The 26,104-nt window shown below is 63.6% G+C and carries 18 protein-coding genes and 3 tRNA genes; 13 read left to right on the forward strand and 8 right to left on the reverse strand.

All coding sequences use genetic code 11. From position 1 onward, the window contains the following. Positions 1-128: 128 nt before the first annotated feature. Positions 129-1,601 (forward strand): MFS transporter, encoded by a 1,473-nt coding sequence (locus JOF48_RS13820; RefSeq protein WP_425353721.1) that lies wholly within the window; start codon positions 129-131, stop codon positions 1,599-1,601. A 92-nt stretch (positions 1,602-1,693) separates the two neighbouring features. Here JOF48_RS13820 and JOF48_RS13825 read toward each other — a convergent pair whose 3' ends face one another. From JOF48_RS13825 to JOF48_RS13835, 3 genes are all read right to left on the reverse strand, one after another. After that, positions 1,694-5,176, reverse strand: a complete 3,483-nt coding sequence (locus JOF48_RS13825) for an efflux RND transporter permease subunit (RefSeq protein WP_209681580.1) — start codon at positions 5,174-5,176, stop codon at positions 1,694-1,696. 49 nt (positions 5,177-5,225) lie between these two features. Further along, positions 5,226-6,725 carry a malate:quinone oxidoreductase gene (locus JOF48_RS13830; protein WP_209681582.1) on the reverse strand — a complete coding sequence of 500 codons (1,500 nt, stop codon included), beginning with the start codon at positions 6,723-6,725 and terminating at the stop codon, positions 5,226-5,228. Positions 6,726-6,924: 199 nt separating this feature from the next. Further along, on the reverse strand, positions 6,925-8,604 hold the full coding sequence (locus JOF48_RS13835) for an ABC transporter substrate-binding protein (protein WP_342591248.1): 1,680 nt from the start codon (positions 8,602-8,604) through the stop codon (positions 6,925-6,927). A gap of 138 nt (positions 8,605-8,742) precedes the next feature. Between JOF48_RS13835 and JOF48_RS13840 the strand changes: the two genes are divergently transcribed. After that, positions 8,743-8,824, forward strand: a tRNA-Leu gene (locus JOF48_RS13840). Between the two features lie 91 nt (positions 8,825-8,915). Here the strand turns inward: JOF48_RS13840 and bcp are convergent. Further along, entirely contained in the window at positions 8,916-9,389 is a 474-nt protein-coding gene (gene bcp / locus JOF48_RS13845) for a thioredoxin-dependent thiol peroxidase (RefSeq protein ID WP_209681584.1), read from the reverse strand. Positions 9,390-10,070: 681 nt separating this feature from the next. Here bcp and JOF48_RS13850 point away from each other — a divergent pair. The 4 genes from JOF48_RS13850 (at position 10,071) to JOF48_RS13865 (ending at position 13,021) form a co-directional block, all read left to right on the forward strand. Next, positions 10,071-10,337, forward strand: coding sequence for a hypothetical protein (locus JOF48_RS13850; RefSeq protein ID WP_209681585.1), 267 nt, complete (start codon positions 10,071-10,073; stop codon positions 10,335-10,337). Positions 10,338-10,603: 266 nt separating this feature from the next. Then, a complete protein-coding gene (locus tag JOF48_RS13855) occupies positions 10,604-11,398 on the forward strand; it encodes a hypothetical protein (RefSeq protein ID WP_209681587.1) in 795 nt (264 codons plus the stop codon). Positions 11,399-11,454: 56 nt separating this feature from the next. Beyond that, positions 11,455-12,405, forward strand: coding sequence for a hypothetical protein (locus JOF48_RS13860; RefSeq protein ID WP_209681588.1), 951 nt, complete (start codon positions 11,455-11,457; stop codon positions 12,403-12,405). Between the two features lie 19 nt (positions 12,406-12,424). Beyond that, positions 12,425-13,021, forward strand: coding sequence for a hypothetical protein (locus JOF48_RS13865; RefSeq protein WP_209681590.1), 597 nt, complete (start codon positions 12,425-12,427; stop codon positions 13,019-13,021). Positions 13,022-13,092: 71 nt separating this feature from the next. Here JOF48_RS13865 and JOF48_RS13870 read toward each other — a convergent pair whose 3' ends face one another. Together JOF48_RS13870 and JOF48_RS13875 are read right to left on the reverse strand one after the other, a co-directional pair. Further along, positions 13,093-13,245, reverse strand: a complete 153-nt coding sequence (locus JOF48_RS13870) for a hypothetical protein (protein ID WP_209681592.1) — start codon at positions 13,243-13,245, stop codon at positions 13,093-13,095. Positions 13,246-13,474: 229 nt separating this feature from the next. Beyond that, positions 13,475-15,808 carry a helix-turn-helix domain-containing protein gene (locus JOF48_RS13875; RefSeq protein WP_209678885.1) on the reverse strand — a complete coding sequence of 778 codons (2,334 nt, stop codon included), beginning with the start codon at positions 15,806-15,808 and terminating at the stop codon, positions 13,475-13,477. A gap of 535 nt (positions 15,809-16,343) precedes the next feature. On the opposite strand from JOF48_RS13875, the gene JOF48_RS13880 reads away from it, so the two are divergent. Beyond that, positions 16,344-16,880 carry a site-specific integrase gene (locus JOF48_RS13880; protein WP_209681594.1) on the forward strand — a complete coding sequence of 179 codons (537 nt, stop codon included), beginning with the start codon at positions 16,344-16,346 and terminating at the stop codon, positions 16,878-16,880. A gap of 108 nt (positions 16,881-16,988) precedes the next feature. Here the strand turns inward: JOF48_RS13880 and JOF48_RS13885 are convergent. Together JOF48_RS13885 and JOF48_RS13890 are read right to left on the reverse strand one after the other, a co-directional pair. Next, a tRNA-Lys gene (locus JOF48_RS13885) sits at positions 16,989-17,061 on the reverse strand. A 69-nt stretch (positions 17,062-17,130) separates the two neighbouring features. Next, positions 17,131-17,203, reverse strand: a tRNA-Lys gene (locus JOF48_RS13890). A 242-nt stretch (positions 17,204-17,445) separates the two neighbouring features. On the opposite strand from JOF48_RS13890, the gene ilvD reads away from it, so the two are divergent. The 6 genes from ilvD to serA all read left to right on the forward strand — a co-directional run bounded on the left by ilvD (position 17,446) and on the right by serA (position 26,093). Then, positions 17,446-19,188: a dihydroxy-acid dehydratase gene (gene ilvD, locus JOF48_RS13895; protein ID WP_209681596.1), complete on the forward strand. Its 1,743-nt coding sequence runs from the start codon at positions 17,446-17,448 to the stop codon at positions 19,186-19,188. Between the two features lie 215 nt (positions 19,189-19,403). After that, positions 19,404-20,279 (forward strand): hypothetical protein, encoded by an 876-nt coding sequence (locus JOF48_RS13900; protein WP_209681598.1) that lies wholly within the window; start codon positions 19,404-19,406, stop codon positions 20,277-20,279. A 339-nt stretch (positions 20,280-20,618) separates the two neighbouring features. Further along, complete coding sequence (locus JOF48_RS13905) at positions 20,619-22,508, forward strand: acetolactate synthase large subunit (protein ID WP_209681599.1); 1,890 nt, start codon at positions 20,619-20,621, stop codon at positions 22,506-22,508. A 3-nt stretch (positions 22,509-22,511) separates the two neighbouring features. After that, positions 22,512-23,024 (forward strand): acetolactate synthase small subunit, encoded by a 513-nt coding sequence (ilvN, locus tag JOF48_RS13910; protein ID WP_209681606.1) that lies wholly within the window; start codon positions 22,512-22,514, stop codon positions 23,022-23,024. A 124-nt stretch (positions 23,025-23,148) separates the two neighbouring features. Further along, on the forward strand, positions 23,149-24,174 hold the full coding sequence (gene ilvC, locus JOF48_RS13915) for a ketol-acid reductoisomerase (protein ID WP_209681608.1): 1,026 nt from the start codon (positions 23,149-23,151) through the stop codon (positions 24,172-24,174). A gap of 323 nt (positions 24,175-24,497) precedes the next feature. Continuing rightward, a complete protein-coding gene (serA, locus tag JOF48_RS13920) occupies positions 24,498-26,093 on the forward strand; it encodes a phosphoglycerate dehydrogenase (RefSeq protein ID WP_209681610.1) in 1,596 nt (531 codons plus the stop codon). The last annotated feature ends 11 nt before the right edge of the window (positions 26,094-26,104 follow it).

Genomic DNA, 26,104 nt, shown 5'->3' on the forward strand with positions numbered 1-26,104 from the left:
GAGATATATGCGTTTGTATCTATTATAAGGCTCAACCTGCAATGGTGTGAATATGTTCCCTACCGGGTAGTAGCATGGGTATGCGCTGCACCATGTAAGGCGCGTCACATTATTACTGGAGGGCTCCCTTGGCATCAGCGCAACGCAGCGTGGCGGGCACCGGCCTGAGGCTGGCACCCACGGCCACCGCCATTGTGGGCTTCCTGGTCCTCGTTGAGCTGACGAGCGGCATCCTGCAGGGCTACTACACGCCGCTGCTGACGGACATTGCCCGCCACCTTGGCATCCACGACGCCGACGTCAACTGGTTTGAAGCCGCCCAGCTCATGGTCAGCGCCCTGGTGGTCCCCGTCCTGGCCAAGCTGGGCGACATGGTGGGCCACCGCAAGATCCTGCTCATTTCCACGGCGCTGACGGCAGCCGCATCCTGGGGCGTCGCCTTCGCCCCGAACTTCTGGATGTTCCTGGCCGCCTGGGCGCTGCAGGGCTTCTACGTGGTGTGGCTGCCGCTGGAAGTTGCGCTGATCTACAGCCGCTCCCACTCCCAGCCCAACGGCGCCGCGCTGACCCGCAAGTCCGCCGGCATCCTCGTGGCCGGGCTGGAATTCGGCGTGATCGTCGGCGCCCTGGCCGGCGGATTCATTGGTGGACTGCTCCCCGGCCAGCTCTGGCTGACACTCATGATCCCCGCCGTCGCCGTGACCCTGTGCTTCTTCGTGGTCCTGGTCGGCGTGCCGGAATCCGACTCCCGCACCGGCGGCCGCATCGACACCATGGGCCTGGCCCTCCTCTCCACGGGCCTGCTGTTGATCACCGCCGGCCTGACGTTCATGCGCATCAACGGCCCCGGAACCTGGTGGGCCTGGGCCGCCGTCGTCCTGGGCGTCGCCTCGCTCATACCGTTCACGCGCTACGAACTGGGCCACAAGGACCCCCTGATCGACATCCGCCTGCTCCGCCAACCCAGCATGTGGCCCGTCCAGCTGACCGCCTTCCTGTTCGGCGTCTCGGTCCTGGGTGCACAGGCCCCGCTGTCCACGTTCGCGCGCACCGACCCCGCCGAAGTGGGCTACGGCCTCGGCGCCAGCGCGTCGGTGGTCTCGATCCTGATCGGCGTGTATGTGCTCGGCATGCTGGGCGGGGCACTCCTGTACCCCTTGGTCACAAGATGGACGACGCCGAGAATCACCTTGATGGGTGCGGCCTTCCTCGTTGCTTTGGGTTACCTCCTGTTCCTGCCGTTCCACGATTCGACGCCCCAGGTGCTGCTCAACATGGGGATCGCGGGCATTGGCAGCGGCGCCCTGGTGGCAGCACTGCCCTCGGCAGCCGCGGCTGCAGCGCCGCTAACCCAGACGGGCATGGCCACGGGGCTGACGAACGCCACAAAGACCGTGGGCGGGGCATTTGCCTCCTGCATCTTTGGCATCGCCCTGGCCGGCGCCGCCTTGGGGACCCTGACTGCGGGAGCCGGCTCAACGGCCGCTCCGCTGGCGGGATACATGACGGTCTGGACCATCTGCGGCGTCACGGCGCTCGTGGCGGCAGTGGCCCTGTACTTCGTCCCGAAACTGGCCTTCAGCCCCACCCTCCCGTCCTGACGGGCGCATCTGCTGCTTCGAATCGGATGCGTGGGTCGGGATCGCAACTGCTGCTGCTTCGATCCGTTGGGTGCAGCCAGGAGTTGGGCTGGCTAGTCCGTGGCGGCGCGGCGGCCGCGCACCTTCGGGATGGCGCCTGTGGTCCAGTCCTGGAACTCGGGGTTGGGATCCTTGGACGAGTCCGTGGGCTTGGCACCCTTCAGTTTGGACTTGGACACGGGATTGCCGCTTTCCGGCTGGTCCTTGGCCTTGCCGCCCTCCAGAGTCGATTCCTTGCTGGCGGACTTGCCCGTGGACGCGCCGGTGCCGGCCGTCTCAGCCGTGGCCGGAAGGTCGGAGTCGTCGAGGGGTATGCTCTTGGGCGCCGAGGCAGCCGGAGTGTGCACCTGCTTCAGCGCCTTCTTGAGGTCATGCTTTTCCTTTCGGCCCTCAACGAGCCGGTACAGGACCGGCACGAGGACCAGTGTCAGCAGGGTGGAGGAGATGAGCCCGCCCACCACCACGACGGCCAGCGGCTGAGAGATGAATCCGCCGCTGCCGGTCAGCCCCAGGGCCATGGGCGTCAGGGCGAAAATGGTGGCCAGGGCCGTCATCAGGATGGGGCGGAGCCTCTGGCGGGCGCCGTGCTCGATGGCGTCGGCCACGTTCATGGCAGGCCTGTCCCCGGAAGGCTGCCGGTACTGGTTGATGAGGTCAATGAGCACGATGGCATTTGTGACCACAATGCCCACCAGCATCAACATGCCAATCAGGGACGGCAGGCCCAGCGGAATCCCGGTGATGAGCAGCAGGGCAATGGCGCCCGTGGCGGCAAACGGGATGGACACCAGCAGGATGAGCGGCTGGATGAGCGACTTGAACGTTGCCACCATGATCACGTAGACAATGGCGATGGCGGCCAGCATGGCCAGACCCAGCTGCTGGAACGATTCGGCCTGCTGGGTGGCTGCGCCGCCAATCGTGGCGACGGTGCCTGCCGGCAGCGTGGTGGCGTCAAGCCGGGTCTGCACCTCTGCACTGAGCGAACCCAGGGAGTTGGTGTCCGGCGTGACGGAGACGGTGGCGGTGCGCTGGCCGTTGGAGGAGGTCACCGTCAGCGGGGTCTGGACCTCTGCCACGGTGGCCACATCGGAGAGCGGAACCGGTCCTGCCGGGGTGGGGATCTCGGCGGCGGCCAGGGCGTCGACTGAGTCGAACTTGGTGCCAGTGCCGATCTGCACGCGGTAGTCGGTGGTGTCGATGCGCACCGTGCCGCCGGGGATGGGGCTGACGGTGGCGGCCAGCAACCCGGTGATCTGCTTCTCGTCCAGACCGGCGGCCACGGCCTTGTTCCGGTCAACGGTCACCTGCACCACGGGCTGGGCGCCGGAGAGGTTGCTCTCCACCGACTGCGCGCCGGGGATGCCCGTCATGGCCTTGACCAGGGCGTCGGAGGCCTGCTGCAGTTCCTCGCCCGTGGTGGCCTTGACCGTGATGTCCACGGAAGAGGACATGCCGAAGCCGCCGCCCTGGGAGCCCACGGTGATGGTCCCGGCGTCCTTAATGCCGTCGACAGCGGTGCGGACCTGGTCCTGCAGGGCCACCTGGTCGGCGTCGGGGTCGGTGATGACCTGGAAGGATGCGCTGGATGCGCCGGAGGACAGCAGCGCGGCGAATCCGCCGGTGCCGTTGCCGACAGTGACCTGGACGTCGGTGACGCCGTCAATCCCTGACAGGACCTTCTCCACCCTCTGGGAGGCCGCGTCGGTCACCTCAAGGCTGGTGCCCGGGGGCATGTCCTGCTGGATGCTCATGCTGTTTTGCCCGGTGTCGCCCAGCAGGTTGGTGGGCAGCAGCGGGGTCATGGCCAGGGTGGCCGCCAAAATCACGCCGCCGGCTATCAGCGTCACCACGGGGTGCTTCTGCGTCCTGGCCAGGATGGGCAGGTAGCCGCGCTGCAGCCAGGACGAGCGTTCCTTGGCCTCCACGGCGTCAAGGAGCGCCTTCCCGCTCAAGGGGGCGCCGCCGTCGTCCTTCAGGGCGGTGGATTCCGATGGTGCGGGGGACTTCAGGAACCAGTACGCCAGCACCGGGACAATGGTCAGCGACACCAGAAGCGAGGCGAGCAGCGCGAAGGTGACGGTGAGGGCGAAGGGGCGGAACAGCTCGCCGGCGAGGCTGCCCACGAACGCGATGGGCAGGAACACGGCCACCGTGGTCAGGGTCGAGGCGGTGATGGCCGCGGCGACTTCCTTGATCGCGGCGAGGATGGCGGTCTTCTTGTCCTCGCCGTAGCTCAGGTGCCGCTTGATGTTCTCGATGACCACAATGGAGTCGTCCACCACCCGGCCAATGGCGATGGTGAGCGCGCCCAAGGTCAGGATGTTCAGCGAGTAGCCCGTGGCCCACAGCCCGATGAACGTCACCAGCAGTGAGAGGGGGATGGAAATTGCGGTCACCAGGGTTGAGCGCACCGAGAGCAGGAACAACAGGATGACGACGACGGCGAACCCGAGTCCCAGCAGGCCCTCCACCGTGAGGTCGTGGATGGACTTTTCAATGAAGGGTGCCTGGTCCAGGACGGTGGTGAACTTGGTGTCGTTGCCCATCGCCGCCGTGATCCCGGGCAGGGCCGCGGAGATTTCCTTGGACAAGGTCACGGTGTCGGCGGCTGGCTTCTTGGTGATGGACAGGGCCAGGGTGGGCACGCCGTTGGTGCGGGTGATGGAGGTGGTGGGGTCGTCGGCCAGGGCCACGGTGGCCACGGATTCGATCGTGGGAATGGGTTCGGTCTCGGCGCCGGGTGCGGCTGGAACTGCCGGCGCGCCGGGAAGGGTCTCGGCCGTGGCCGTTGCGGCGGGCTCGAGCGGCAGGGACTTCACGGCGTCGATCGAGTCGACGGGGCTGCCGGCCTGGACGGAGAGGGTCTTGCCGTCGGTGCTCAGGGAGCCGATCGGGATGAGGGTGCCGTTGTCGGAGAGCGCCTGTGTGATGGAGGAGACGTTGACGCCGGCGGCAGCCATCTTGGCGGGATCCGGCATGATCTCAATGTGCTGGGAGTTGGCGCCGCTCACGTCGGCGCTGCGGACGCCGTCGATCTTCATGAGCTGGGGCACCGCAACCTGCTGCAATTCCGTGTTCAGCGCGGCGAGGCCCTGGTCGGAGGAGACAGCGAGGAAGACGATCGGGAAGTCGGCGATGCTGCCGGCAATGGGCTGCGGCTGGACGCCGTCCGGGAGCCGGGAGCTGACGTTGGAGATGGCCCGGTCGATCTGGTTCCGGGCCCGGTCCAGGTTGGTGCCGTAGGTGAAGGAGAGGTTGATGGTGGAGACGCCCGTGCGGGAGGTTGAGGTGCTGGACTCCAGCCCCTCCACCGCATTCAGGGCGGCCTCAAGCGGCTCGCTGACCTGCTTGTCCACCACGGTGGGGGAGGCCCCCGGCATAGAGGAGATCACCGTGATTTGCGGGAACTCGATGCTTGGAATGAGTTCCTGCTTCAGGGAGCCGAGCGTGATCACGCCAAACACCATCGCGAAGATGGTGATCAGGGCAATCAGCGCCCGGTTTCCCAGGGACATTTTGGCCAGGTTGTACATCTTTCTCCCACTGCTTTATGCCGGCCCCCCACCAGCTGAACGGGGAGCTTTAGACCTTTTCCTGCTTGAGCTGCAGAGAAGCTGCCGTGGCGGCCAGTGACTTCTCAAAGGCGTCCGCGTCATCGTTGAGCTTGGTGCCGTAAGTGGGCATCATGGTGCGCAGGGAATCCTGCCACTCCAGCTTGAACTTGCGCGGGAAGCAACGCTGCAACAGCTCAAGCATAATGGGCACGGCCGTGGACGCCCCGGGGGATGCGCCGAGCAGTGCGGACAGGGTGCCGTCGGCCGCCGTGATGACCTCGGTGCCGAACTGCAGCACGCCGCCCTTCTTGGCATCCTTCTTGATGATCTGCACGCGCTGGCCTGCCGTGATGAGTTCCCAGTCCTTGCCGTCGGCCTCGGGGAAGTACTCGTGGAGGGCCTCCACCTTGCCGGCGCGTGACTTGGTCACCTCGCCCACCAGGTACTTGACCAGGTCCAGGTTGTCCTTGCCCACGGCGAGCATGGGGATCAGGTTGCCGGGGCGGATGGAACCGGGCAGGTCCATGTAGCTGCCGGTCTTGAGGTACTTGGTGGAGAAGCCGCCATAGGGGCCGAACAGCAGCGAACGCTTGCCGCCCACGTAGCGGGTGTCCAGGTGGGGCACGGACATGGGCGGGGCACCCACGGAGGCCTGGCCGTACACCTTGGCACTGTGCTTCTTGGCGATGTTTTCATCCGTGCAGCGGAAGAACTGGCCGGAGACGGGGAAGCCGCCAAAGCCCTTGCCCTCGGGGATGCCCGACTTCTGCAGCAGGTGCAGCGCGCCGCCGCCGGAGCCGATGAACACAAACTTGGCCTTGATCTTGCCGTGTTCCCCTGAAGCCGGGTGCTTGAGCGCAACGTCCCAGCCGCCGTCCGTGGTGCGCGAGACATCGGTGACGGACGTGCCGTAGTTGATTTCGACGTCGTGCTTGCCCATGTAGCCGATCAGTTCGCGGGTCAGCGCGCCAAAGTCGACGTCGGTGCCCTCGGCGGAGCGGGTGGCGGTGACCATCTGCCCGGCGTCGCGGCCCTTCATGACCAGCGGCGCCCACTTGGCGATCTGGGCCGGGTCCTCGGAATACTCCATGGAACCGAAAACGGGGTTGGGCTTCAGGGCTTCGTGTCGGGCCTTGAGGAACTTGCGGTGCGCCTCGCCGATGACAAAGCTCATGTGCGGGACGGTGTTGATGAAGCCCTTGGGGGAGCCGATCAGCTGCTCATCCACCAGGTGCGACCAGAACTGGCGCGAAAGCTGGAATTGCTCGTTGATGTGGATGGCCTTGGCGGGATTCACCGAACCATCGGCGGCTGCAGGCGAGTAGTTGAGCTCACAGAGCGCGGAGTGTCCCGTGCCGGCATTGTTCCAGGGGCTTGAGGATTCAAGGCCGGGAGTGTCGAGCTGTTCGAACAGCACAATCTTCCAGTCTGGTTCCAGCTGCTTGAGCATGGTGCCCAGCGTTGCGCTCATGATGCCGCCTCCAATGAGGACAACGTCAGCGTCTTTGGTGTTCGAAATGAAGGTCACAGTCAACTCCGGTAGAGGCTCTTCCTAGCGGTAGAAGCGTATCGCGGCAGGCACACTATGAGTAAATCGCGGCGCTTTTCCGGGTTTTTTGATGGGCGACGGCGCACGGCCCGCCCGGGTGCCCTGCCGGGCTGGGCGCGTGGCCATGCCGGACTGCCCGGGTGCGCTGGGCGGCGGGCCGGTTCTGCCGTGGCCCGGCTCAGCCGGCGGGTTCGGGCGCCAGTTTGACCTGGTTGAAGACCTCGTTCAAGACGGGGCTCAACGGGTAGGAAAGCACGCGGTCGGAGAGGGCCAGGGCGGAGATGGGGAAGGCGATGGGAACCGCCGGAACCGTTTCGGCGAGCTGCTTGTTGATGGAATCATAGGCCGCGTCCCGGTCCGGGCCGTTGGGCATGCTGCGGGCGCGGGTGATCTTGGAAACCAGTTGGGGGTCGTCCATGCCGAGCTCGGCGTTGGGGGAGCCGAAGAGCGGTCCCACAAAGTTGTCGGGGTCGGCGTAGCTGCCGTTCCACCCCATCAGGCTCAGTGCGTGGTCGCCATCGCCGGTCACGGCGGTGACGTAGCCGTCGCTCCACGGGATCGGGACGGGCTTGATGTTGAAGCCGATTGAGGTCAGCTCCTTCGCGATCTGCGCATACACCTTTTCCGGCTGGGGCAGGTAGGTCCGTGCGGCGTTGGTGGGGTAGTAGAACTTGAGTTCCTCCCCGGCATAGCTGGACGCGTCCAGCAGGGACTTCGCCTTGGCCTTGTCGTAGGGGATGCCGGCCACGGCGTTGTTGAAGCCGCTGAGCTTGGGAGGGATGAACTGGCCCGTGGGCGCCGTGCCGGCGATGAAGTAGTTGCCGGTCAGCGTGGCCTTGTCCACTGCGGAGGCGATGGCCTGGCGCACCTTCAGGTCCTGCAGCACTGGGATCGCCTGGTTGATCCCCAGGTACATGACGGAGAACGGGTCGCGCTGGAGCACCTGCTTGCCGTTCTTGATCAAAAGGTCATAGTTGCCGGGTGTCACGGGGTCGAAGCCGTCAAGGGTTCCGTCCTCCAGCGCCGCGAAGCGGGTCTCGGGCTGTTCAAAGGTCCTGAACTTCAGCGTGGTGATGGTGCCCTTCTCGCCCCAGTAGTCCGGGTTGGCGGTCATGGTGACACCGCCGGGGGCCGCCTCCGTGAAAGTGAACGGGCCCGTTCCCACCGGGTGCAGCCCGTACTTGGAGACCTTGTTGGCGGAAAACGTCTGGTCCAGCACGTCGGCGGTGCCGGCCTTGAGCGCGGCAGGGGAGGAGATGGCAAACGCCGGCAGCGTCAGGGCCTGCAGGAATCCGGTCAGGCGCATCTTCAGCCCGATCGTGACCTCCAGGGGCCCGTCCGCCGTGCACCCGTCGTAATTGGAGTTCTTGGCATCGTCCTTGAATGCGCGGAAGACCTGCTTGAACATGGTCGAGGACCCATCGCCGCGCATCGCCGGCGTGAACGAGTACCACCGCTCAAAATTGCGGCACACGGCGGCGGCGTTGAATTCCGTGCCGTCATGGAAGTTCACGTCGGGCCGCAGGGTGAAGCGGTAGCTGAGCCCGCCGTCGAGCTCCTCCCATTCCGTGGCCAGGCTTGGGGCGGGCGCGCCGGTGACCGGGTCAATGGTCAGCAGCCCCTCCAGCACCTGCCGTGTCACCCGGTACGACTCCGTGTCGGACACCAGCGCCGGGTCAAAACCCAGCGGGTCCGCGCCGGTGCCGAAGGTGAACGTGGTCTGCACGGGCAGCAGCGGGGGCGCGGTGGTGGGTGCGGGGCCGGGCATGGTGCAGCCGGTCACCGCAAGAAGCACGACGGCGGACATTGCGGCCGCGAGCCGCAGCGCCTTGGGCAGCCGGCCGGCCGGGCATGTCACGTTGTGGTCTCCTTGCAGCATGGATTTTCCGTCAGCCACTCATCATAGTGCGGAAATCTGGGTGGTTGCCGGTGCGCGGCCGCCGTGGTCGCCGGGGCAGCGCCCAGCCGGTAGTATTGTTGGTGCTTCACGGCTCCCGCGCGAGTGGTGGAATTGGTAGACACGCAGGTTTTAGGTACCTGTGCCTTCGGGCGTAGGGGTTCAAGTCCCCTCTTGCGCACATCGAAAAAGGCCCCTTCCGGAAAGAAACGGAAGGGGCCTTTTGCATGCCCGCGAACAGCCAATTCTGTGGCGGACACGGGAAGGTGGGGCTATCCGGCGTCGATCTTCAAGTCGCGGCGCAGCTTGGCCACGTGCCCGGTGGCACGAACGTTGTACTGGGCCACGGCGACCGTACCGTCCTCGACCACGATCGTGGAACGGATCAGGCCCTCATAGGTCTTGCCGTAGTTCTTCTTCTCGCCCCAGGCGGCATAGGCATCGGCCACGGCGTGGTCCTCGTCGCTCAGCAGCGGATAGCTGAGTTCATCGCGGGCGGCGAACTTCTCCAGCTTGGCCACGGGGTCGGGCGAGATGCCCACCACCTTGTAGCCGTGCGACTGCAGTGACGCCAGGTTGTCGCGGAAGTCGCAGGCCTGCTTGGTGCAGCCCGGTGTCATGGCTGCCGGGTAGAAGAAGAGGATGACCTTTTGGCCGGCAAAGTCGGCGAGCGAGGTGGTGGTGCCGTCGGCGTTGGGAAGTGTGAAGGCCGGGGCGGGATCGCCGGCAACAAGGCGTTCAGTCATGGAAGGCTCCTGGTGGTTGGGGTTTCATTTCAGCGTAGGCCAGTTGCTCCTGTGAGCTAAATTCGGTCGACGGTGCAGAGCCGTTTGGTGGGGTTCAGGCCGGCATGGCCTGGCGGGCATGTCTGCTAACAGTGCCGGGTCACGCACATGCATCAGCGCCCGCCGTCGATATTGGCCTACGCCGCGGAAATTTCGACGGCAGCGGTCAATATGACAGTCTGAAACCTACCTGTCAAGGCGACTAGCGATGAATCCGTGCCCTGTCTGCAAAGATGTACTTGTTACTTGTCAGGAAAACTTTTTCGGCGCTGGCTCAAGTGTTGAACCAAAGGGGAGAGTCGTCGTGAATGAACCTCAAAACTTCCGGGCGCTGGTAGAGTCTGCCAGCGCTCGGCACGAAACATTTGGGCGCCAGTTGGCGTTCCTTACGCAGAAGGAAGACATCACCCGCGCTACGACCACAGTGAACGCGATTCGCCAGGGCACCTACAAGTCGGTGCCCACGGATGAAAGCATCCAGTGGACTGCCTGGCTGGCCGGCATCAGCGACGAGGTCGCATTCCGCGCCGCGGGACAACCCATCCCCGGTCCACCCCTTGCAGAGGAACTCCCACCAGTAGTTGGCAACGTCCCGCGAAAGCGCGAAAGGCCGCGATGGACATGCTGAGGGTCCTCATAGACATGAACAATGAAGTGGTGGGCAATGACGAACAGCATCCCACCCATGTGACCCAGACAGGGGACAAGCCGTGCAAACTCACCGTGCGGGTCCCGTGCCTGGACCCGCACGCTCACCCAGACGCAGTCAGTGCCGGCAACATCCCGCTGCCGGCCAACTACTTTGAGCTAGCCGCCAACAGCTCCCGCAATCTGGGAGCCGACGACGAGGCGCGCTGGGCCGAACGCGGCGAAGAAACACAATACACGGAAAAGTTGGGGAAAGAGTGATGTCGGTAAGTGACCAGGAGGCCCATCTCCGCTCAGCCAAATTCGAAAACGTCCAGGCAACGGTTCTGGCACTCCGGAGCTCACTGAATGACAGCCTGGGCACTCTCGAGCCTGAAGACAACATCAACCCATCCCACGTCACTAAGACTGTCCAAGCAGTGGTGTTTTTTCTTAGTCACGACATAGTACGCGAGGCCTATCTAACCGCCCCCCAAGCGTCTCTGGGTCGACACCCGGTAAATGATTCGTTTCTAAACACGCTGCACGTGACCTCAGATGAGCTTCAGCGTTATCTGGAATCGCAGGAGCAACTGAATCATGTATACGTCGTTCTGGGTTACTTTCATGATGCCTTCGATCAAGCCCAGGAGCGAAACTCCCGAACGCAGCACAGGTTTCTGGGCCCACAACAACAAGCCGAACTCGACAACGCCCTCCATGAGGCGATCGCCCAGTTTGAAGAAGTTCAAAAAGAGACCAGCACCGAGGCCGCCATTCGGCGGCTCGAGCAGGCCGCAACACAAGCTGAAGCGTCCGCAACTGCTGCATCGAAAGCCGCCGGGAAAACAGCTGACGATACAGTCTCGAGCCATTTCCAGTCCATGGCCGCCAACGAAGCCGAGGCTGCCGACAAGTTCCGGCTATGGACCATGGCCGCAATGGGTCTTGGTGGCATCATCGCCACCATCTACCTGCTCGGACCGGTCGTTGGGCTATCAGGGCTCGAAATCGGAACGGGTGACTACGTACACCTCCTCCAGCGCGTCCTAGTTGTCGGCGCAATATTCGCCTTTGCGGCCTACACTGGCCGGCAGGCACATAACCACCGCACACAAGCCAACTGGGCAGACTCATTGGCCGTTCAACTTCAGTCATTCGATGCCTATTGCGACGCCATCGCCGATCAAGCATCAAAAGATCAACTCAGGACAACATTTGCCGCACGTGCTTTCGGCGAGCATCCAGCCCTACGGGGTGGGTCCTCCCCAGAGAGCGGCGACGCGCTAATCCAGAAAGCCGCAGACCTGGTCTCCAAAATTATTCCGGGTGACAAATCATGACGGCCCGCGAGCACGACGAAGAAACTCAAGACTCAAAAGATGGAGGCCTCCAGTAAATGGCGGATTACGGATTCAAGATCGCTACTTTTACGCTGGCCTCGCTCCGAAGTACGATGCAGGTCCTTCCATTGAACTACCCGGTGATCGGGCCAGAAGGCGCTTACGGCCTGTTTCAAGAAACGATTGCTAAGGCGTTTGCCGATGGGGGCAAGACTGGTCCACGGGGAGACTACCTTGAACTGGTAGATATTCGGCGCCTCCAGAACGCCCTAGTCATTACGTCAAAGGGAGGCGGCACGGGCGAGGAGTTTGACATCATTCGCACAAGCACCGGCACCCAAGAAGGTGTAGTTGGTGAAGACGACGCACTTACTTGGACGAGTAGGATCGTCATCATTTTCCCGCAGGACAAGTACGACGGCATGATCGTGTCCGAGACCAAGGGAAACCGCCATCACGCTCCCAGCCTCATCAATGCTCTCGAAGCCGCCCTTAGGACGGAGCACGAATATAAGCTGGACGTAACGCATGATGTTGCTGACCTCGTAGGCTGGAAACAGATCCTTAAGTCAGAGACTCTGGCAGTCCCAACCGTAGAATTTTGGTATGCCCCTGGCCACAACGACGACACGGAGTATCCGGAGGACTCGGACATCTCGAGGATTAAGATCGAGTACTCGATAGCCAAGGGCAGCCGTCTTGAACGTCAGGTGGCCAAACTCATCACGAGTGAGAAACCCGACAAGAAGCAGTTACTCAAGCAACTTGTCGGTGGTCGTCGCTACACTGGCACTGACCTCGACGGGGAAGCGGCAACGATCGTTTCCAATGGTCGACCAAGGAAGTACCGTGTATCGAAACGGCAATCATGGTTCAACTACCACATTGAGAGCAATGCAAGACTTGAAGACCGAGAATTCATATATGAGATTACACCCGCTGTAATCGAGACGTATTCAAAACTAAGCATCTCACTTTCTGGACAGTGGGCCACGCCAGTAGAGTAGGCAGAAAGGAGGCTCGACGTTGACTCGCAACAAACGATTCAGTGTTTGGCCCATCTTCACCAGACACTACAGAGGCATGATCCCGACCGGGCGCCGTCGTCTTGAATTCAAAACGGTCCTGTATCTCTTCATTGCGCCAGCCACGATAGGTGCTTGGGCCGCGCTTGGCAATGTCGGTTTCGATAAACTGGAGCCAGCCATTGCTGGACTGGGCGTCCTTGCCGGAGCCTTCTTAGCGGGGTTTGTCCTGCTTACTGATCTTCGTATCAAGATTCGCGAGACCGAAAGCTACCGTGTTCACCTAGGCCGCCTCATAGGCCGCACTGCTGCAAGCACTATGTACCTAATGGTCATGTCGATTCTGACGCTGATGCTGATCATATTGGGAGGAGTTTTGACAGGATCACTTCCGGAAGATTTGCTTGTCGTCCAGCACATTATTGTTGGAATCTCCGTGGCGGCTCTCGTCCACATCGTTGCTACCGGAATGACTTTCCTGCGGCGACTTTTCAATGTTTACGTTCAACTATTCAGCGGTGACTTCGCGCCGGAGCTTCATATAGTCGATCAAGATCCAACCGACGGATCCGCTCCACGTCAACGTAGAGCTCGATAGCCCGCACAATATCGGAGGCTCCCACCTGCTCTAGAATGAACGTTTGATTCGGGGGTGTGGTGCTTCGGCGGCTACCCCACATCCACATGTGTATTGTTCGCATGCCGGACGGCGCCCCTGGGTGCACTGACGGGCAGCGAGTAGGCTGGTTGGACAACAGGCTCCAGCAGGACCAGCGGGGCTGCACCTTGACGGACGTGCTCGTCCACGTGGAACGTGGGCATGCCGGCTACCAAGAGCCGGGGGATTGAATACGGGGTCGGCGCCGAAACCGCGCGGCGTCTCATCCCCATTGACGCGCTCTGCAAACACGCCGTTTGGGCCGCGAAGTTCTATGCGTGGCCCCTCACGTGGTCACCGACCGCCTGCAAAATGCTCACGCCCGAAGAGAAGGCGCAGCTGTCTCGTGTCGAGCTTCAACCCCTCTGGCCTCAGGGCTCCTGACATCACGATTTATTTGATGAGAGCCGAGGCCTTGGTTTTGATGGCGTATTTGAGGATGAGATTGGTGCCGGGGTAGCGGGTTTCGGTGGCGGTGAGGTGCTCGCACAGCTGAGCGGCGGCCGCAGTTTTGGCCTTGGTCGGTAGCGGGTCCAGAGTGATGGTGAGATGGCCGGGGTCGGTGGTATTCACGTCACCGGGCTGATTGAACATCTGACGCATGAGGGCGTGGGCTTCCTGGTTCGCGCGCCGGTAGCCAGTGTTGGTACGGATCTCTCTGGCGATCGTCATCGCCGTGTTGTAGGCGGCCATCCGGATCCCGGTGTGGATCAGTTTCACCTCGATATCCAGGACTTGTTGGCCCGGGTTCAGGTCACCGAGGCGGATCTTCGCCGGAATGCTTTGATGTACATTCTCAGCAGCAACCAAAGCACTTTCTGCTTCCCATACTGGTGCCATGACGTGGTTGTGCATGGCACTGGTCACCGTGATTTCATCGGTGCCCTCGGTCGGGGTTTTCAATGCCAACAGGTTCAGATCAGCTATGGCTGCTGCTTCTGCGTGGTGGCGCCGGGCGGCGACAACTTTTTGGTAGGCGCGGGCCTTCGCCGGTTCCGGCACCAAACGGTCCTCGTTGTCATCGGTGCTGGTGTAGGAGTCGTGTGAGTCGAGGGCGAAGTGCATGCGCGCGTAGCGGAACTGGTTTTCCTGCCGCCACCGATTCCCCATCCGATACACGACCTCCCCAGCGCTCATGGTCCGGTCAGTGGTGAGGATATGAATTTGCCTCGTGCCACCACCGGTGGTGCCCACGATCCGGCTAATCTGGCGGATACTGAAGACTTCACCGGTCTTCTTCGTGGTGTTCAGGGGCAGGTCAACGACCGTGTCAGCAACCGACCAAGTCTTCTCTTCACCGTGTTCGTCGGTGTAGGACACCTGGGCGAACAACTTTTCTTCGATGTCTTTGGTGGTGCCTTTGCGCCAAGTCAGCACATCAAAACCAGCCGCATCCATGTGCTTGAACAAGGCGGGGGACCATCCTCCGCGGTCGAAGCCGACCAGCACCCGCCGCTCGTCCCCGACCGTGGTGCGCAGTTCCGGCAGGAGGTCGCGGAGTTCGGCGGCCAGGGACGCACCGGGCGCGGCCATGACGACAAAGACAGGGGCACCGTGCGCGTCGGTGACCCAGGTTTCCTCGGTCGCCGGAACCGGGAACTTCAACCGTGTGGAGTAGATCTTCCCGATCTTCTTCGTGCCCTGGTAGGCGCGCACATGCCCATCAACATAAAGAATCGCCGCCAGGTCCTCACCACCGGAACCGGTACCTGACAAGTGGTGTTTGGCGAGGGCAGCGATCAGTTCCCCGGCTTTGCCCGTTTCGGCAAGTTGGCTGATCCGGCGGCGGATGGTTTTTACTTCCGGGGCCCGATCCAACCCCAACACCCGCCCAAGTTCCTCCGGGTCAAAGCGGGTCGCGCCCTCGGCCCGGGCTTCCCCAGCTAGTGCCCGCAGCACACTATCAATCAGTATCGTTTCCAGGCCGTAGAAACCATTCGGCAACGCCCCGTACACTTGCCTAGCGCAGGCGAGTAGTCCGGTGGTTTCCAGTGCGGGGAACGCCAGAAACAGTCCGGCATAGCGAACATGGGCGGCCGGGGCAAACAAAGGCGCTGCAGCCTCGAGCAGGCCGGCGGCGGCACGCTCAGCAGTGCGGGGTGCCGGGGCTGGAAAGAGCGGCAGCTCAGGCTGTGGTGCTGGTGCTGGTTCCAGGGGTTCTGGCTCGAGGGCTGCTGTTTCTGTGGCAGTTTGTTCGGCAGCGATTTTCAGGGCGCGGCGGACACTGAATTCCGAGACGCCAACCATGTCGCCGACAGCCTGCTGGGACAGGCCAGTGCTGCGCAGTTCCACGATCCGGGCGATGACAGTGTCACTAAGTCGGGAAGCCTTCTTCGGGCCCTTCTTTTCCGACACCAACGCAGCAATGCCACCGACGGCCGCCCGCTGGACCCATTTCCACACCGCCACCGAGGAAACTCCGAAAGCTGCCGCGACCTGCTCCTGCGAAGCCGCACCCAAACGCACCAATTTCACTGCCGCCCAGCGACGTGCAGCAGCGTCTTCGGCGTCCCACACGTCACACAGTTGCCCGCGAATATAGACTTCCCCGCCACGATCGTTCTCCACCAGGGACACCGCCAGGCCCACCGACACGGCAACAGGATCCATCGTCACAGGCAGGGGAAGTTGAGCAGTCATAAAAACCATCATTTCACCCCTCGATTGACGACAAAACACTAACTCTATTTTTCGTATCGCGGGCAAGATTAACAGCCCTTCAGCCACTCAAAACCCCTGAAAATCAACGAACTTCAAATGCCTGTCCCCGACCATGACCGGAGCCCTGGGCCTCCAGGCAGTCCAACCAAAACGACAAGACCACGCGAGGCGAACCCAAACTCGGAACTCGCCATCGGCTCCCACGGGGTCATCCGCGTCAGCAAACACGGAGGGTCCTTGCAACCGCGCTGCAACTACCGCGACACTGACGGTGAAACCCGCCGCGTGGAAGCCTTCGCCCCCTACCCAAGGCAAACCCCGCCTCCGCCTCTAGGAGAAACACAAAACCCGTGGCCGCGCCGGCGGCGAAGAACTTACCGGGTATACCACCGTCGCCCAGCTGCTCCTGTTCTGGCTCCGCGCACTCACCCAATCCGTGGCCACCACCGATCAATGCCAGGACAAAGTGGACTAGCATATCGTCCCCGCGCTGGGAGACCTCGCCATTCATGAAGCCACCACAGGCCGTCTGGAGGCCTTCCTGCGAGCGGTTCGGGCAAAGACTCCCACGACGGCCCGGATGACGTGTACGGTGCTGTCCTTGATGTTTAGCATGGCTGTCCGGCATGACGCCATCACGGTTAACCCAGTGGGGGAGGTGCTGGCGCTGCGGTTCAGCGACGCCGACTACAAGGCCGGCACGATCGAGGTGACCGGGGCGGTGAAGCGGGACTCTCTCGATGTTCTGCATCGGATGGATTACCTCAAGTCGGAGTCCGGCGTGCACATCCTCTCCCTGCCGTCCTTCGGCATCAAGGTGCGCCGGCGCCGGCGGCTGTCGACAAAGTCCGGCCAAGTATTCACCAGCCGGTCAGGCGACGTCATGGAGCCGTTCAACTTCCGCCGACAGTGGTGGGACACGCGCGGGGAGAAGTGGGGCCACATCCAGCCTCGGGGCTTCCGGAAGGCCGTGGCCACGCTTATTGAACGTGAGTCCGGGGCGGTGGCTGCTTCGCTGCAGCTGGGCGACAGCTCCGACGCGGCGACTAAGAATCACTACATCGCCCGCGACAAACTCGCTCCGTACGACAGCTCCACGCTGGATCAGTGGGGCACCAAACGTGCGGCGAAATCATGATTTCTCACGTGAAGTCACGAAATGAGCGGCGAGTCGGAGCATTGAACGGCGAACGAAAAAACCGCTCCAACCCCGGCGCTTGCCAGTGTTGGAGCGGTCTGTGCCTTGTGCACCCCTCGGGACTTGAACCCGAAACCCATTGATTAAGAGTCAATTGCTCTGCCAATTGAGCTAGAGGTGCGGCTTTTCACTGCAGTAAAAAGCCGTTCCGGCACCCGTTGTTACAGGTGCTGGAACGGCCCCTACTCTGTGCACCCCTCGGGACTTGAACCCGAAACCCATTGATTAAGAGTCAATTGCTCTGCCAATTGAGCTAGAGGTGCATCTTATCGTTGCAGTGGCGCACAACAGTTTGTGTCCGTCGTGTTCTTTGCAACGACATGAAACTATACGGGTTTTTTGCGCAGGTGTGAAATCGAAAATGGGGTTTCGGCACGTTTTGCGGCGCGGATCACACCCGGAAGGTTCCCCTGCCGCGGAACGACGCGGATTTTGCCCGCGCAGGCAGTGCTCAAATTTTTGCATACAGTGGCCCGGATCACCTTTGCGTCCTAGACTGGCGCACATGAGCCCGGTGAAGAATTCTGCAGAAGATCCCGTTGTCCGCACCAAGGACGGCAGCCCGGACATCAAGCCGCGCAGCCGCGTCGTCACCGACGGCATCCATGCCGCCCCGGCCCGCGGCATGTTCCGTGCCATCGGCATGGGCGACGACGACTTCCGCAAGCCCCAGATCGGCGTGGCCAGTTCCTGGAACGAGATCACCCCGTGCAACCTTTCCCTGAACCGCCTCGCGCAGGGAGCCAAGGAGGGCGTCTTCGCCGCGGACGGCTTCCCCATGCAGTTCGGCACCATCTCCGTCTCGGACGGCATCTCCATGGGGCACGAAGGCATGCACTTTTCCCTGGTCTCCCGCGAAGTCATCGCCGACTCCGTGGAAACCGTCATGATGGCCGAGCGCCTTGACGGTTCCGTCCTGCTCGCCGGCTGTGACAAGTCCCTGCCCGGCATGCTCATGGCCGCCGCCCGCCTGAACCTCGCCAGCGTGTTCCTCTACGCCGGCTCCATCATGCCCGGCTTCGCCAAATTGGAGGACGGCACGGAGAAGGAAGTCACGCTCATTGACGCCTTCGAAGCCGTGGGCGCCTGTGCTGCCGGAACCATGAGCATGAAGGACCTCGACTCGATCGAGCGCGCGATCTGCCCCGGCGAAGGCGCCTGCGGCGGCATGTACACCGCCAACACCATGGCCTGCATCGGCGAGGCGTTGGGCATGTCCCTCCCCGGCTCCGCAGCCCCGCCCAGCGCCGACCGCCGCCGCGACATGTTCGCGCGCAAGTCCGGCGAGGCCGTGGTCCACCTGCTCGAAAAGGGCATCCGCGCCCGCGACATCATGACGAAGAAGGCCTTCGAGAACGCCATCGCCGTCACCATGGCCTTCGGCGGCTCCACCAACGCCGTGTTGCACCTGCTCGCCATTGCCCGCGAAGCCCAGGTGGACTTGACCCTTGCCGATTTCAACCGCATCGGCGACAAGATCCCGCACCTCGGCGACCTGAAGCCGTTCGGCCGCTACGTCATGTTCGACGTCGACAAGATCGGCGGCGTGCCGGTCATCATGAAGGCACTGCTCGACGCCGGACTCCTCCATGGCGACGCCCTCACCGTCACGGGCAAAACAGTTGCGGAAAACCTGGCGGACATCAACCCGCCGGACCCCGACGGCAAGGTCCTGCGCGCCCTGGACAACCCCATCCACAAGACCGGCGGCATCACCATCCTGCACGGCAGCCTCGCCCCCGACGGTGCCGTGGTCAAGAGCGCCGGTTTCGACCTCGACGTTTTCGAGGGCACCGCCCGCGTGTTTGAGCGGGAACAGGGCGCACTCGAGGCCCTCGACAAGGGGCGGATCCACGCCGGCGACGTTGTCGTCATCCGCTACGAAGGCCCCAAGGGGGGCCCGGGCATGCGTGAAATGCTCGCCATCACCGGTGCCATCAAGGGTGCCGGCCTGGGCAAGGACGTCCTCCTGCTGACAGACGGGCGCTTCTCCGGCGGCACCACGGGGCTGTGCATCGGCCATGTCGCCCCGGAAGCGGTCGACGGCGGACCCATCGCCTTTGTGCGCGACGGCGACCGGATCCGGGTGGACATCGCGGCGAGGTCTTTCCACTTGCTCGTGGATGAGGAGGAATTGGCGGCGCGCAGGGTTGGCTGGGAACCGCTGCCGGCCAAGTTCACCTCCGGCGTCCTCGCAAAATACGCCAAGTTGGTCAACAGCGCCTCCACCGGCGCGTATTGCGGATAGCCCCTGTGCCGGGGCCCGTTTGGTTCGGCAGGAGAAGTGGTTGCGGTGAGGCAATGGGGATGCGGGCAGTGGCGCGGGCGCCGGGCGGAACTGCCTGGTCGGCCGGGCACCCTGGCTGCAACGTCCCGGCCCGTAACATTCAGCGGCGCGACGTGGTGGACGCAATAGGCTGCGCAGGGTAGGTATTACAAACGCTGGGGGCGGACATGGTTGGCATGGGTGGAATATCGGCGCGGAGAAGGCGCCACCTGCGGTGGGCGGTGCCGCTGGCGACCGCGCCCGCCATTTACGTCGCAGCCATGCTCGGCGTCGCCTGGACCGAGCAGGGCCTTGACAGAGGGGCCCTCGGCGCCGGCTGGGCCTGGGCGGCCATGCTGCTCCTGCTGCTGGCCGTCGTTGGCACTGTCATGGCGCTGGTCCGTGCGGCCCGGGCCGGGTACCGGGCGTTCCGCCACTGGCGCCGGGACTCTGGCCACCTGACGAAATCCGAAAGGGCCGCAGCCCGCAGGGTAGCCTCCTCCGCAACGGCGTGGGAGGAAGCCCGCGTCCTGCAGGCCAGCCTGGCGCGGCATGAGGTTCCGCCGTCGATCAGCATCTGGGATGTTGTGCCCAATCCCGGCGAAGTATTTTTCCTCGATGTCCCGGCGCACTATGCACGCCATTACGGCATGGAAGTCCCCTACTCCCAGACCTCGGCGTTCTATTACGGCCGGCCGGCCTTCGTGCTGGCCGGGGTGGGGCTGACCGCCATGTCCAACGCGTCCCGGCGCCGCGCCGCCGCCAGCCAGGGCGTCGCCCAGTGGCGCGAGCACCAGCCGTGCCGGCTCGTCGTGAGCAACCAGCGGCTGCTGTGCCGGGTGGGAGGGCGGTGGCTGAGCTTTCACTACTCCGCCATGACGGCCGTTTATCCGGAGGTGGGGGACTGGACGCTCATCACCCAATACGGCGCCACGTCGCCCCTGATGTTCAGCGGCCTGCATGTTCCGGCGGCGGCCGTGTTCACCGTCCTTGGCACCCACGGTCCCGACGCCGTGGCGGCCCATCCAAGCCTCCAGTTGCTGGCTGCTGCAGGCGTCTCGGCGCACCACTGACCATAGGGTGGACATCACGTCCACATTGTGAGACGGGCGTGCGGTCTGTTTGACACTCGAGAGACCAAAACGGGAGACTACAGGTATGCAACCAAAGCTTCCAGTCGTCATTAGCTAGCGCGTGACGCAAAATGGCCACACCCATGGCCATTGGCTCCGCGGCCTTCCAATGAGAGAAGGCTGCACCACGTGCATACCCCTCGATGAAAGCCTTATGGGCTGAGGGGTTTTTTTGTTTCCACCACCAGCGGCAACTCGAATCACTGCGTGATCCACCAAGAATTGAACGCAACCACAGAAGATTTACCCGAGTACATGAGTTTCCCAAAGGAAGAACCGATGAGTAAAGGAACGCCCGCCAGCCCTGCGCTGATGGCAGCCAAGTCCTCCGGGCATGGTGCCCAGGGAGGCGCCGCGTCAGGCGCCGTGAGCACCCAACACCCAGCCACCGACGTCGTGGGCCCCAACAATGTTGTGGCGCCCGTGCAGATGACCGGCTCGGAAGCATTGGTGCGCTCGCTTGAGGAGCTTGGCGTCAAGGACATTTTCGGTCTTCCGGGCGGGGCAATCCTCCCCACCTACGACCCCCTCATGGCCTCATCGCTCAACCACGTCCTGGTGCGCCACGAGCAGGGTGCCGGCCACGCCGCCCAGGGCTACGCAATGGTCACCGGCGAGGTGGGCGTCTGCATCGCCACCTCCGGCCCCGGCGCCACCAACCTGGTCACCCCGATCATGGACGCCCACATGGACTCGGTCCCGCTCGTGGCCATCACCGGCCAGGTTTCCAGCGCAGTGATCGGCACCGACGCCTTCCAGGAAGCCGACATCGTGGGCATCACCATGCCGATCACGAAGCACTCGTACCTGATCACCGACCCCAACGACATCCCGCGCGTTTTGGCCGAGGCATTCCACCTCGCCTCGACCGGCCGCCCCGGCCCCGTCCTGGTGGACGTGGCCAAGGATGCCCAGGTGGGCCAGATGACCTTCTCCTGGCCCCCGACCATTGACCTGCCCGGCTACCGCCCCGTTTTCCGCGGCCACTCGAAGCAGCTGCGTGAGGCCGCCCGCCTCATCCGCGAATCCCAGAAGCCGGTGCTGTACGTTGGCGGAGGTGTGCTCAAGGGCAACGCTGCCGAGGAGCTCCTGGCCCTGGCGGAACTGACCGGCGCACCCGTGGTCACCACGCTGATGGCCCGCGGCGTCTTCCCGGACTCGCACCCGCTGCACGTGGGCATGCCCGGCATGCACGGCTCGGTCTCGGCCGTCACCGCCCTGCAGCAGTCGGACCTGCTCATCACCCTGGGTGCTCGCTTCGACGACCGCGTCACGGGCGTGCTCAGCAGCTTCGCCCCGCATGCGAAGGTCATCCACGCGGACATCGACCCGGCGGAAATCTCCAAGAACCGCACGGCCGATGTGCCGATCGTGGGCTCCGTCAAGGAGATCATCCCGGACCTCGCCGCCGCAGTGAAGGCCGAGTTTGAAGCCAATGGGCCCTCCGACCTCGGCGACTGGTGGGCGTTCCTGGGCAACCTGCGCGACACCTACCCGCTGGGCTGGACCGAGCCGGAAGACGGCCTGATGTCCCCGCAGCGCGTCATCTCGCGCATCGGAGAGCTGACCGGACCCGAGGCTGTGTACGTGGCCGGCGTGGGCCAGCACCAGATGTGGGCCGCGCAGTTCATCAAGTATGAGCGCACCCGCTCCTGGCTCAACTCCGGCGGCGCCGGAACCATGGGCTACTCGGTGCCGGCCGCCATGGGCGCCAAGGTGGGCAACCCCGACCGCGTGGTCTGGGCCATCGACGGCGACGGCTGCTTCCAGATGACCAACCAGGAACTGGCCACGTGCCGGATCAACAACATCCCCATCAAGGTTGCCGTCATCAACAACTCCTCGCTGGGCATGGTGCGCCAGTGGCAGACACTGTTCTACAACAGCCGCTACTCCAACACCGACCTCAACACCGGCCACGACACGATCCGCGTGCCGGACTTCGTGAAGCTGGCCGACGCCTACGATTGTGTTGGCCTGCGTTGCGAACGCGTTGAGGACATCGACGCCACCATTGAGGCCGCACTGGCCATCAATGACCGCCCCGTCATCATCGACTTCGTGGTCAGCCCGGACTCCATGGTCTGGCCGATGGTCCCGTCCGGCGTCAGCAATGACCAAATCCAGGTTGCCAGGAACATGACCCCCGTATGGGATGAGGAGGACTAGAGCATGACACGACACACCCTTTCCGTACTGGTGGAAGACAAGCCGGGCGTCCTGACCCGAGTGGCCAGCATGTTTGCCCGCCGCGCCTTCAACATCAACTCCCTCGCCGTGGGCCCCACCGAGAACCCTGGCATCTCCCGGATGACCGTGGTGGTCGACGCCGACGGAGACTTGATCGAACAGGTCACCAAACAGCTCAACAAGCTGGTCAACGTCATCAAGATCGTTGAACTGGTTCCAGAGAATTCCGTGCAGCGGGACCACATCCTGGTCAAGGTGCGTGCGGATGCCGCCGCGAGGCTGCAGGTCACCCAGGCTGCAGACCTCTTCCGCGCCTCAGTGGTGGATGTGTCCACAGACTCATTGACCATTGAAGCCACCGGCTATGCAGACAAGCTTGCCGCACTGCTCAACGTCCTGGAGCCCTTCGGCATCCGGGAAATCGTGCAGGCGGGCACCCTGGCCATCGGCCGCGGATCCCGCTCCATGGGCGACCGGACCCTGCGCGCCTCCTAGCGGAGGCGCCAGCCGCAGACCGGTTCGCCGTGCCGCGGCAGGCCCGCACCCGCCACGTTGTGCGCCGGGCCGCCAGAATACTTTTCACCCCAAGCAACAAACCATTAATCAAGGAGTTACTAAAGTGACCGACATGTTTTATGACGACGACGCCGACCTGTCAATCATCCAGGGTCGCAAGGTCGCCATCATCGGCTACGGCAGCCAGGGCCACGCCCACGCACTGAACTTGCGCGATTCCGGCGTCGACGTCCGCGTCGGCCTGAAGGCTGGCTCCAAGTCGATCGCCAAGGCCGAGGCAGAGGGCCTGCGCGTCCTCAGCGTCGCCGAGGCAACCGCTGAAGCAGACGTCATCATGATCCTCACCCCGGACCAGGTCCAGCGGTTCGTCTACGCCGAGGACATCGCCCCGAACCTGAAGGCCGGCGACGCCCTGTTCTTCGGCCACGGCTTCAACATCCGCTTCGGCTACATCACTCCCCCGGCTGATGTCGACGTCGCCCTCGTTGCACCGAAGGCCCCCGGCCACACCGTGCGCCGCGAGTTCGAGGCAGGCCGAGGCATCCCCGACCTGATCGCAGTGGAGCAGGACTTCACCGGCAACGCCACGGCCCTGGCCCTGTCCTACGCCAAGGGCATCGGCGGCACCCGCGCCGGCGTCATCGAGACCACCTTCACCGAAGAGACCGAAACGGACCTGTTCGGCGAGCAGGCAGTCCTCTGCGGCGGCGCCTCGCAGCTGATCCAGTACGGCTTCGAGACCCTGACCGAAGCCGGCTACAAGCCGGAGATCGCCTACTTCGAGGTCCTGCACGAGCTCAAGCTCATCGTTGACCTCATGTGGGAGGGCGGCATCGCCAAGCAGCGCTGGAGCGTTTCCGACACCGCAGAGTACGGCGACTACGTCTCCGGCCCCCGCGTCATCACCCCCGAGGTGAAGGAAAACATGAAGGCCGTCCTCGCGGACGTCCAGAACGGCAACTTCGCCAAGCGCTTCATCGAGGACCAGGATGCCGGCGCACCGGAATTCCTGGCACTGCGCAAGAAGGGCGAAGAGCACCCGATCGAGTCCACCGGCCGCGAACTGCGCAAGCTGTTCTCGTGGGTTGGCAGCAACGACGACTACACCGAAGGCTCCGTCTCCCGCTAACGGTTGACCCACCCCAAGAGCTAGGTGAGCTGCCGAGGATCCCGCTGCGAGCTTGCGAGCAGTGGGAGGCAGCGAACGGACGGCGCCTGCCGGACCCCAAAGGTCCGGCAGGCGCCGTCGTGCTTCCTTGGCAGCCCAGCACGCCGGAGGGTGCGCCAGGGCGTGTGATTTGTGTCGCTTACGTCGCTGTTTGAGGCAATTGTTACGGCGTGCCATGGGCTCTCCCATAAACTGGAGACCGGTTTTGCCGATGCAATCGCACCCCAAAGCCCCTTCACCAAAATCCCCACCAGAACACAACCGAGAACTAAAGAGGTCACCAGGTGAGCGCCACCAAACCCGTAGTACTCCTCGCTGAGGAACTTTCGCCCGCCACGATCGAGGCCCTGGGCCCCGATTTCGAGATCCGCCAGGCCGACGGCGCAGACCGCTCCGCACTGCTGTCCGCCATTGTTGACGTCGACGCGATCCTGGTTCGCTCCGCAACGCAGGTTGATGCCGAGGCCATTGCTGCGGCGAAGAACCTGAAGGTCATTGCACGTGCCGGTGTGGGGCTGGACAACGTGGACATCAAGGCCGCAACCCAGGCCGGTGTCATGGTTGTGAACGCGCCGACCTCCAACATCGTCTCCGCTGCCGAGCTGACCATCGGCCACATCCTCTCACTGGCCCGCCACATCCCGGCCGCCAGCACCGCCCTGAAGAACGGCGAGTGGAAGCGCTCCAAGTACACCGGCACCGAGCTGCTGGAAAAGAAGCTGGGCATCATCGGCCTGGGCCGCATCGGCGCCCTCATCACCGAGCGCGCCAAGGCCTTCGGCATGGAGATCGTCGCATACGACCCCTACGTCACCTCGGCCCGCGCCGCGAGCCTGGGCGTGCAGCTGCTCTCCCTCGATGAGCTCCTGGAGCAGTCCGACTTCATCACGATCCACATGCCGCGCACCCCGGAAACGCTGGGCATGATCGGCACCGAGGCATTCGCGAAGATGAAGAAGAGCGCCTACGTCATCAACGTGGCCCGCGGCGGACTCATCGACGAAGCAGCCCTGAACATTGCCCTGCGCGACGGCGAAATCGCCGGCGCCGGCATTGACGTGTTCGTCAAGGAGCCGGCCACCGACGTCGACTTCCTGGAACTCGACAACGTCATCGCCACCCCGCACTTGGGTGCCTCCACCGACGAGGCACAGGAAAAGGCCGGCATTTCCGTGGCCAAGTCCGTGCGCCTGGCCCTGGCCGGCGAGCTGGTGCCGGATGCCGTGAACGTCGCTGGCGGCGTCATCGCCTCCGACGTTCGCCCCGGCATCCCGCTGATCGAGAAGCTGGGCCGCATCTTCACCGCGCTGACCCACGCCTCCGTGACCCAGATCGACGTCACCGTGGCCGGCGAAATTGCCGCCCTCGACGTCAAGGCCCTGGAGCTCTCCGCTCTCAAGGGTGTCTTCAAGGACGTCGTGTCCGAGCAGGTCTCCTACGTCAACGCTCCGGTCCTGGCCGAGCAGCGCGGCATCAAGACGAACCTGATCACCACGCTGGAATCCGCCGACTACCGCAACGTGCTGACCATCAGCGGCGCCCTGTCCGACGATTCACAGATCTCCGTCTCCGGCACCTTGACAGGCCCGAAGCAGATCCAGAAGATCGTCGCGGTCAACGGCTACGAGCTGGAAATCCCCATGAGCGACCACCTCCTGGTCATCTCCTACGCGGACCGCCCCGGCGTCGTGGGCACCCTGGGCCGTCTCCTCGGTGAGAACGGTGTCAACATCGCCGGCATGCAGGTTGCCCGCCACAGCGAAGGCGGCCAGGCCCTGGCCCTCATCACTGTGGACAGCTCCGTCCCGCAGGAACTGCTCGAAGCCATCAAGGCCGAGATCGGCGCCTCCATGGCCCGCGAGGTCGACCTGGAAGACTGAGCGTTCTGACG

Origin of the sequence: Arthrobacter stackebrandtii (assembly GCF_017876675.1) — a bacterium.
In the GTDB taxonomy this organism is placed as follows: Bacteria; Actinomycetota; Actinomycetes; order Actinomycetales; family Micrococcaceae; genus Specibacter; species Specibacter stackebrandtii.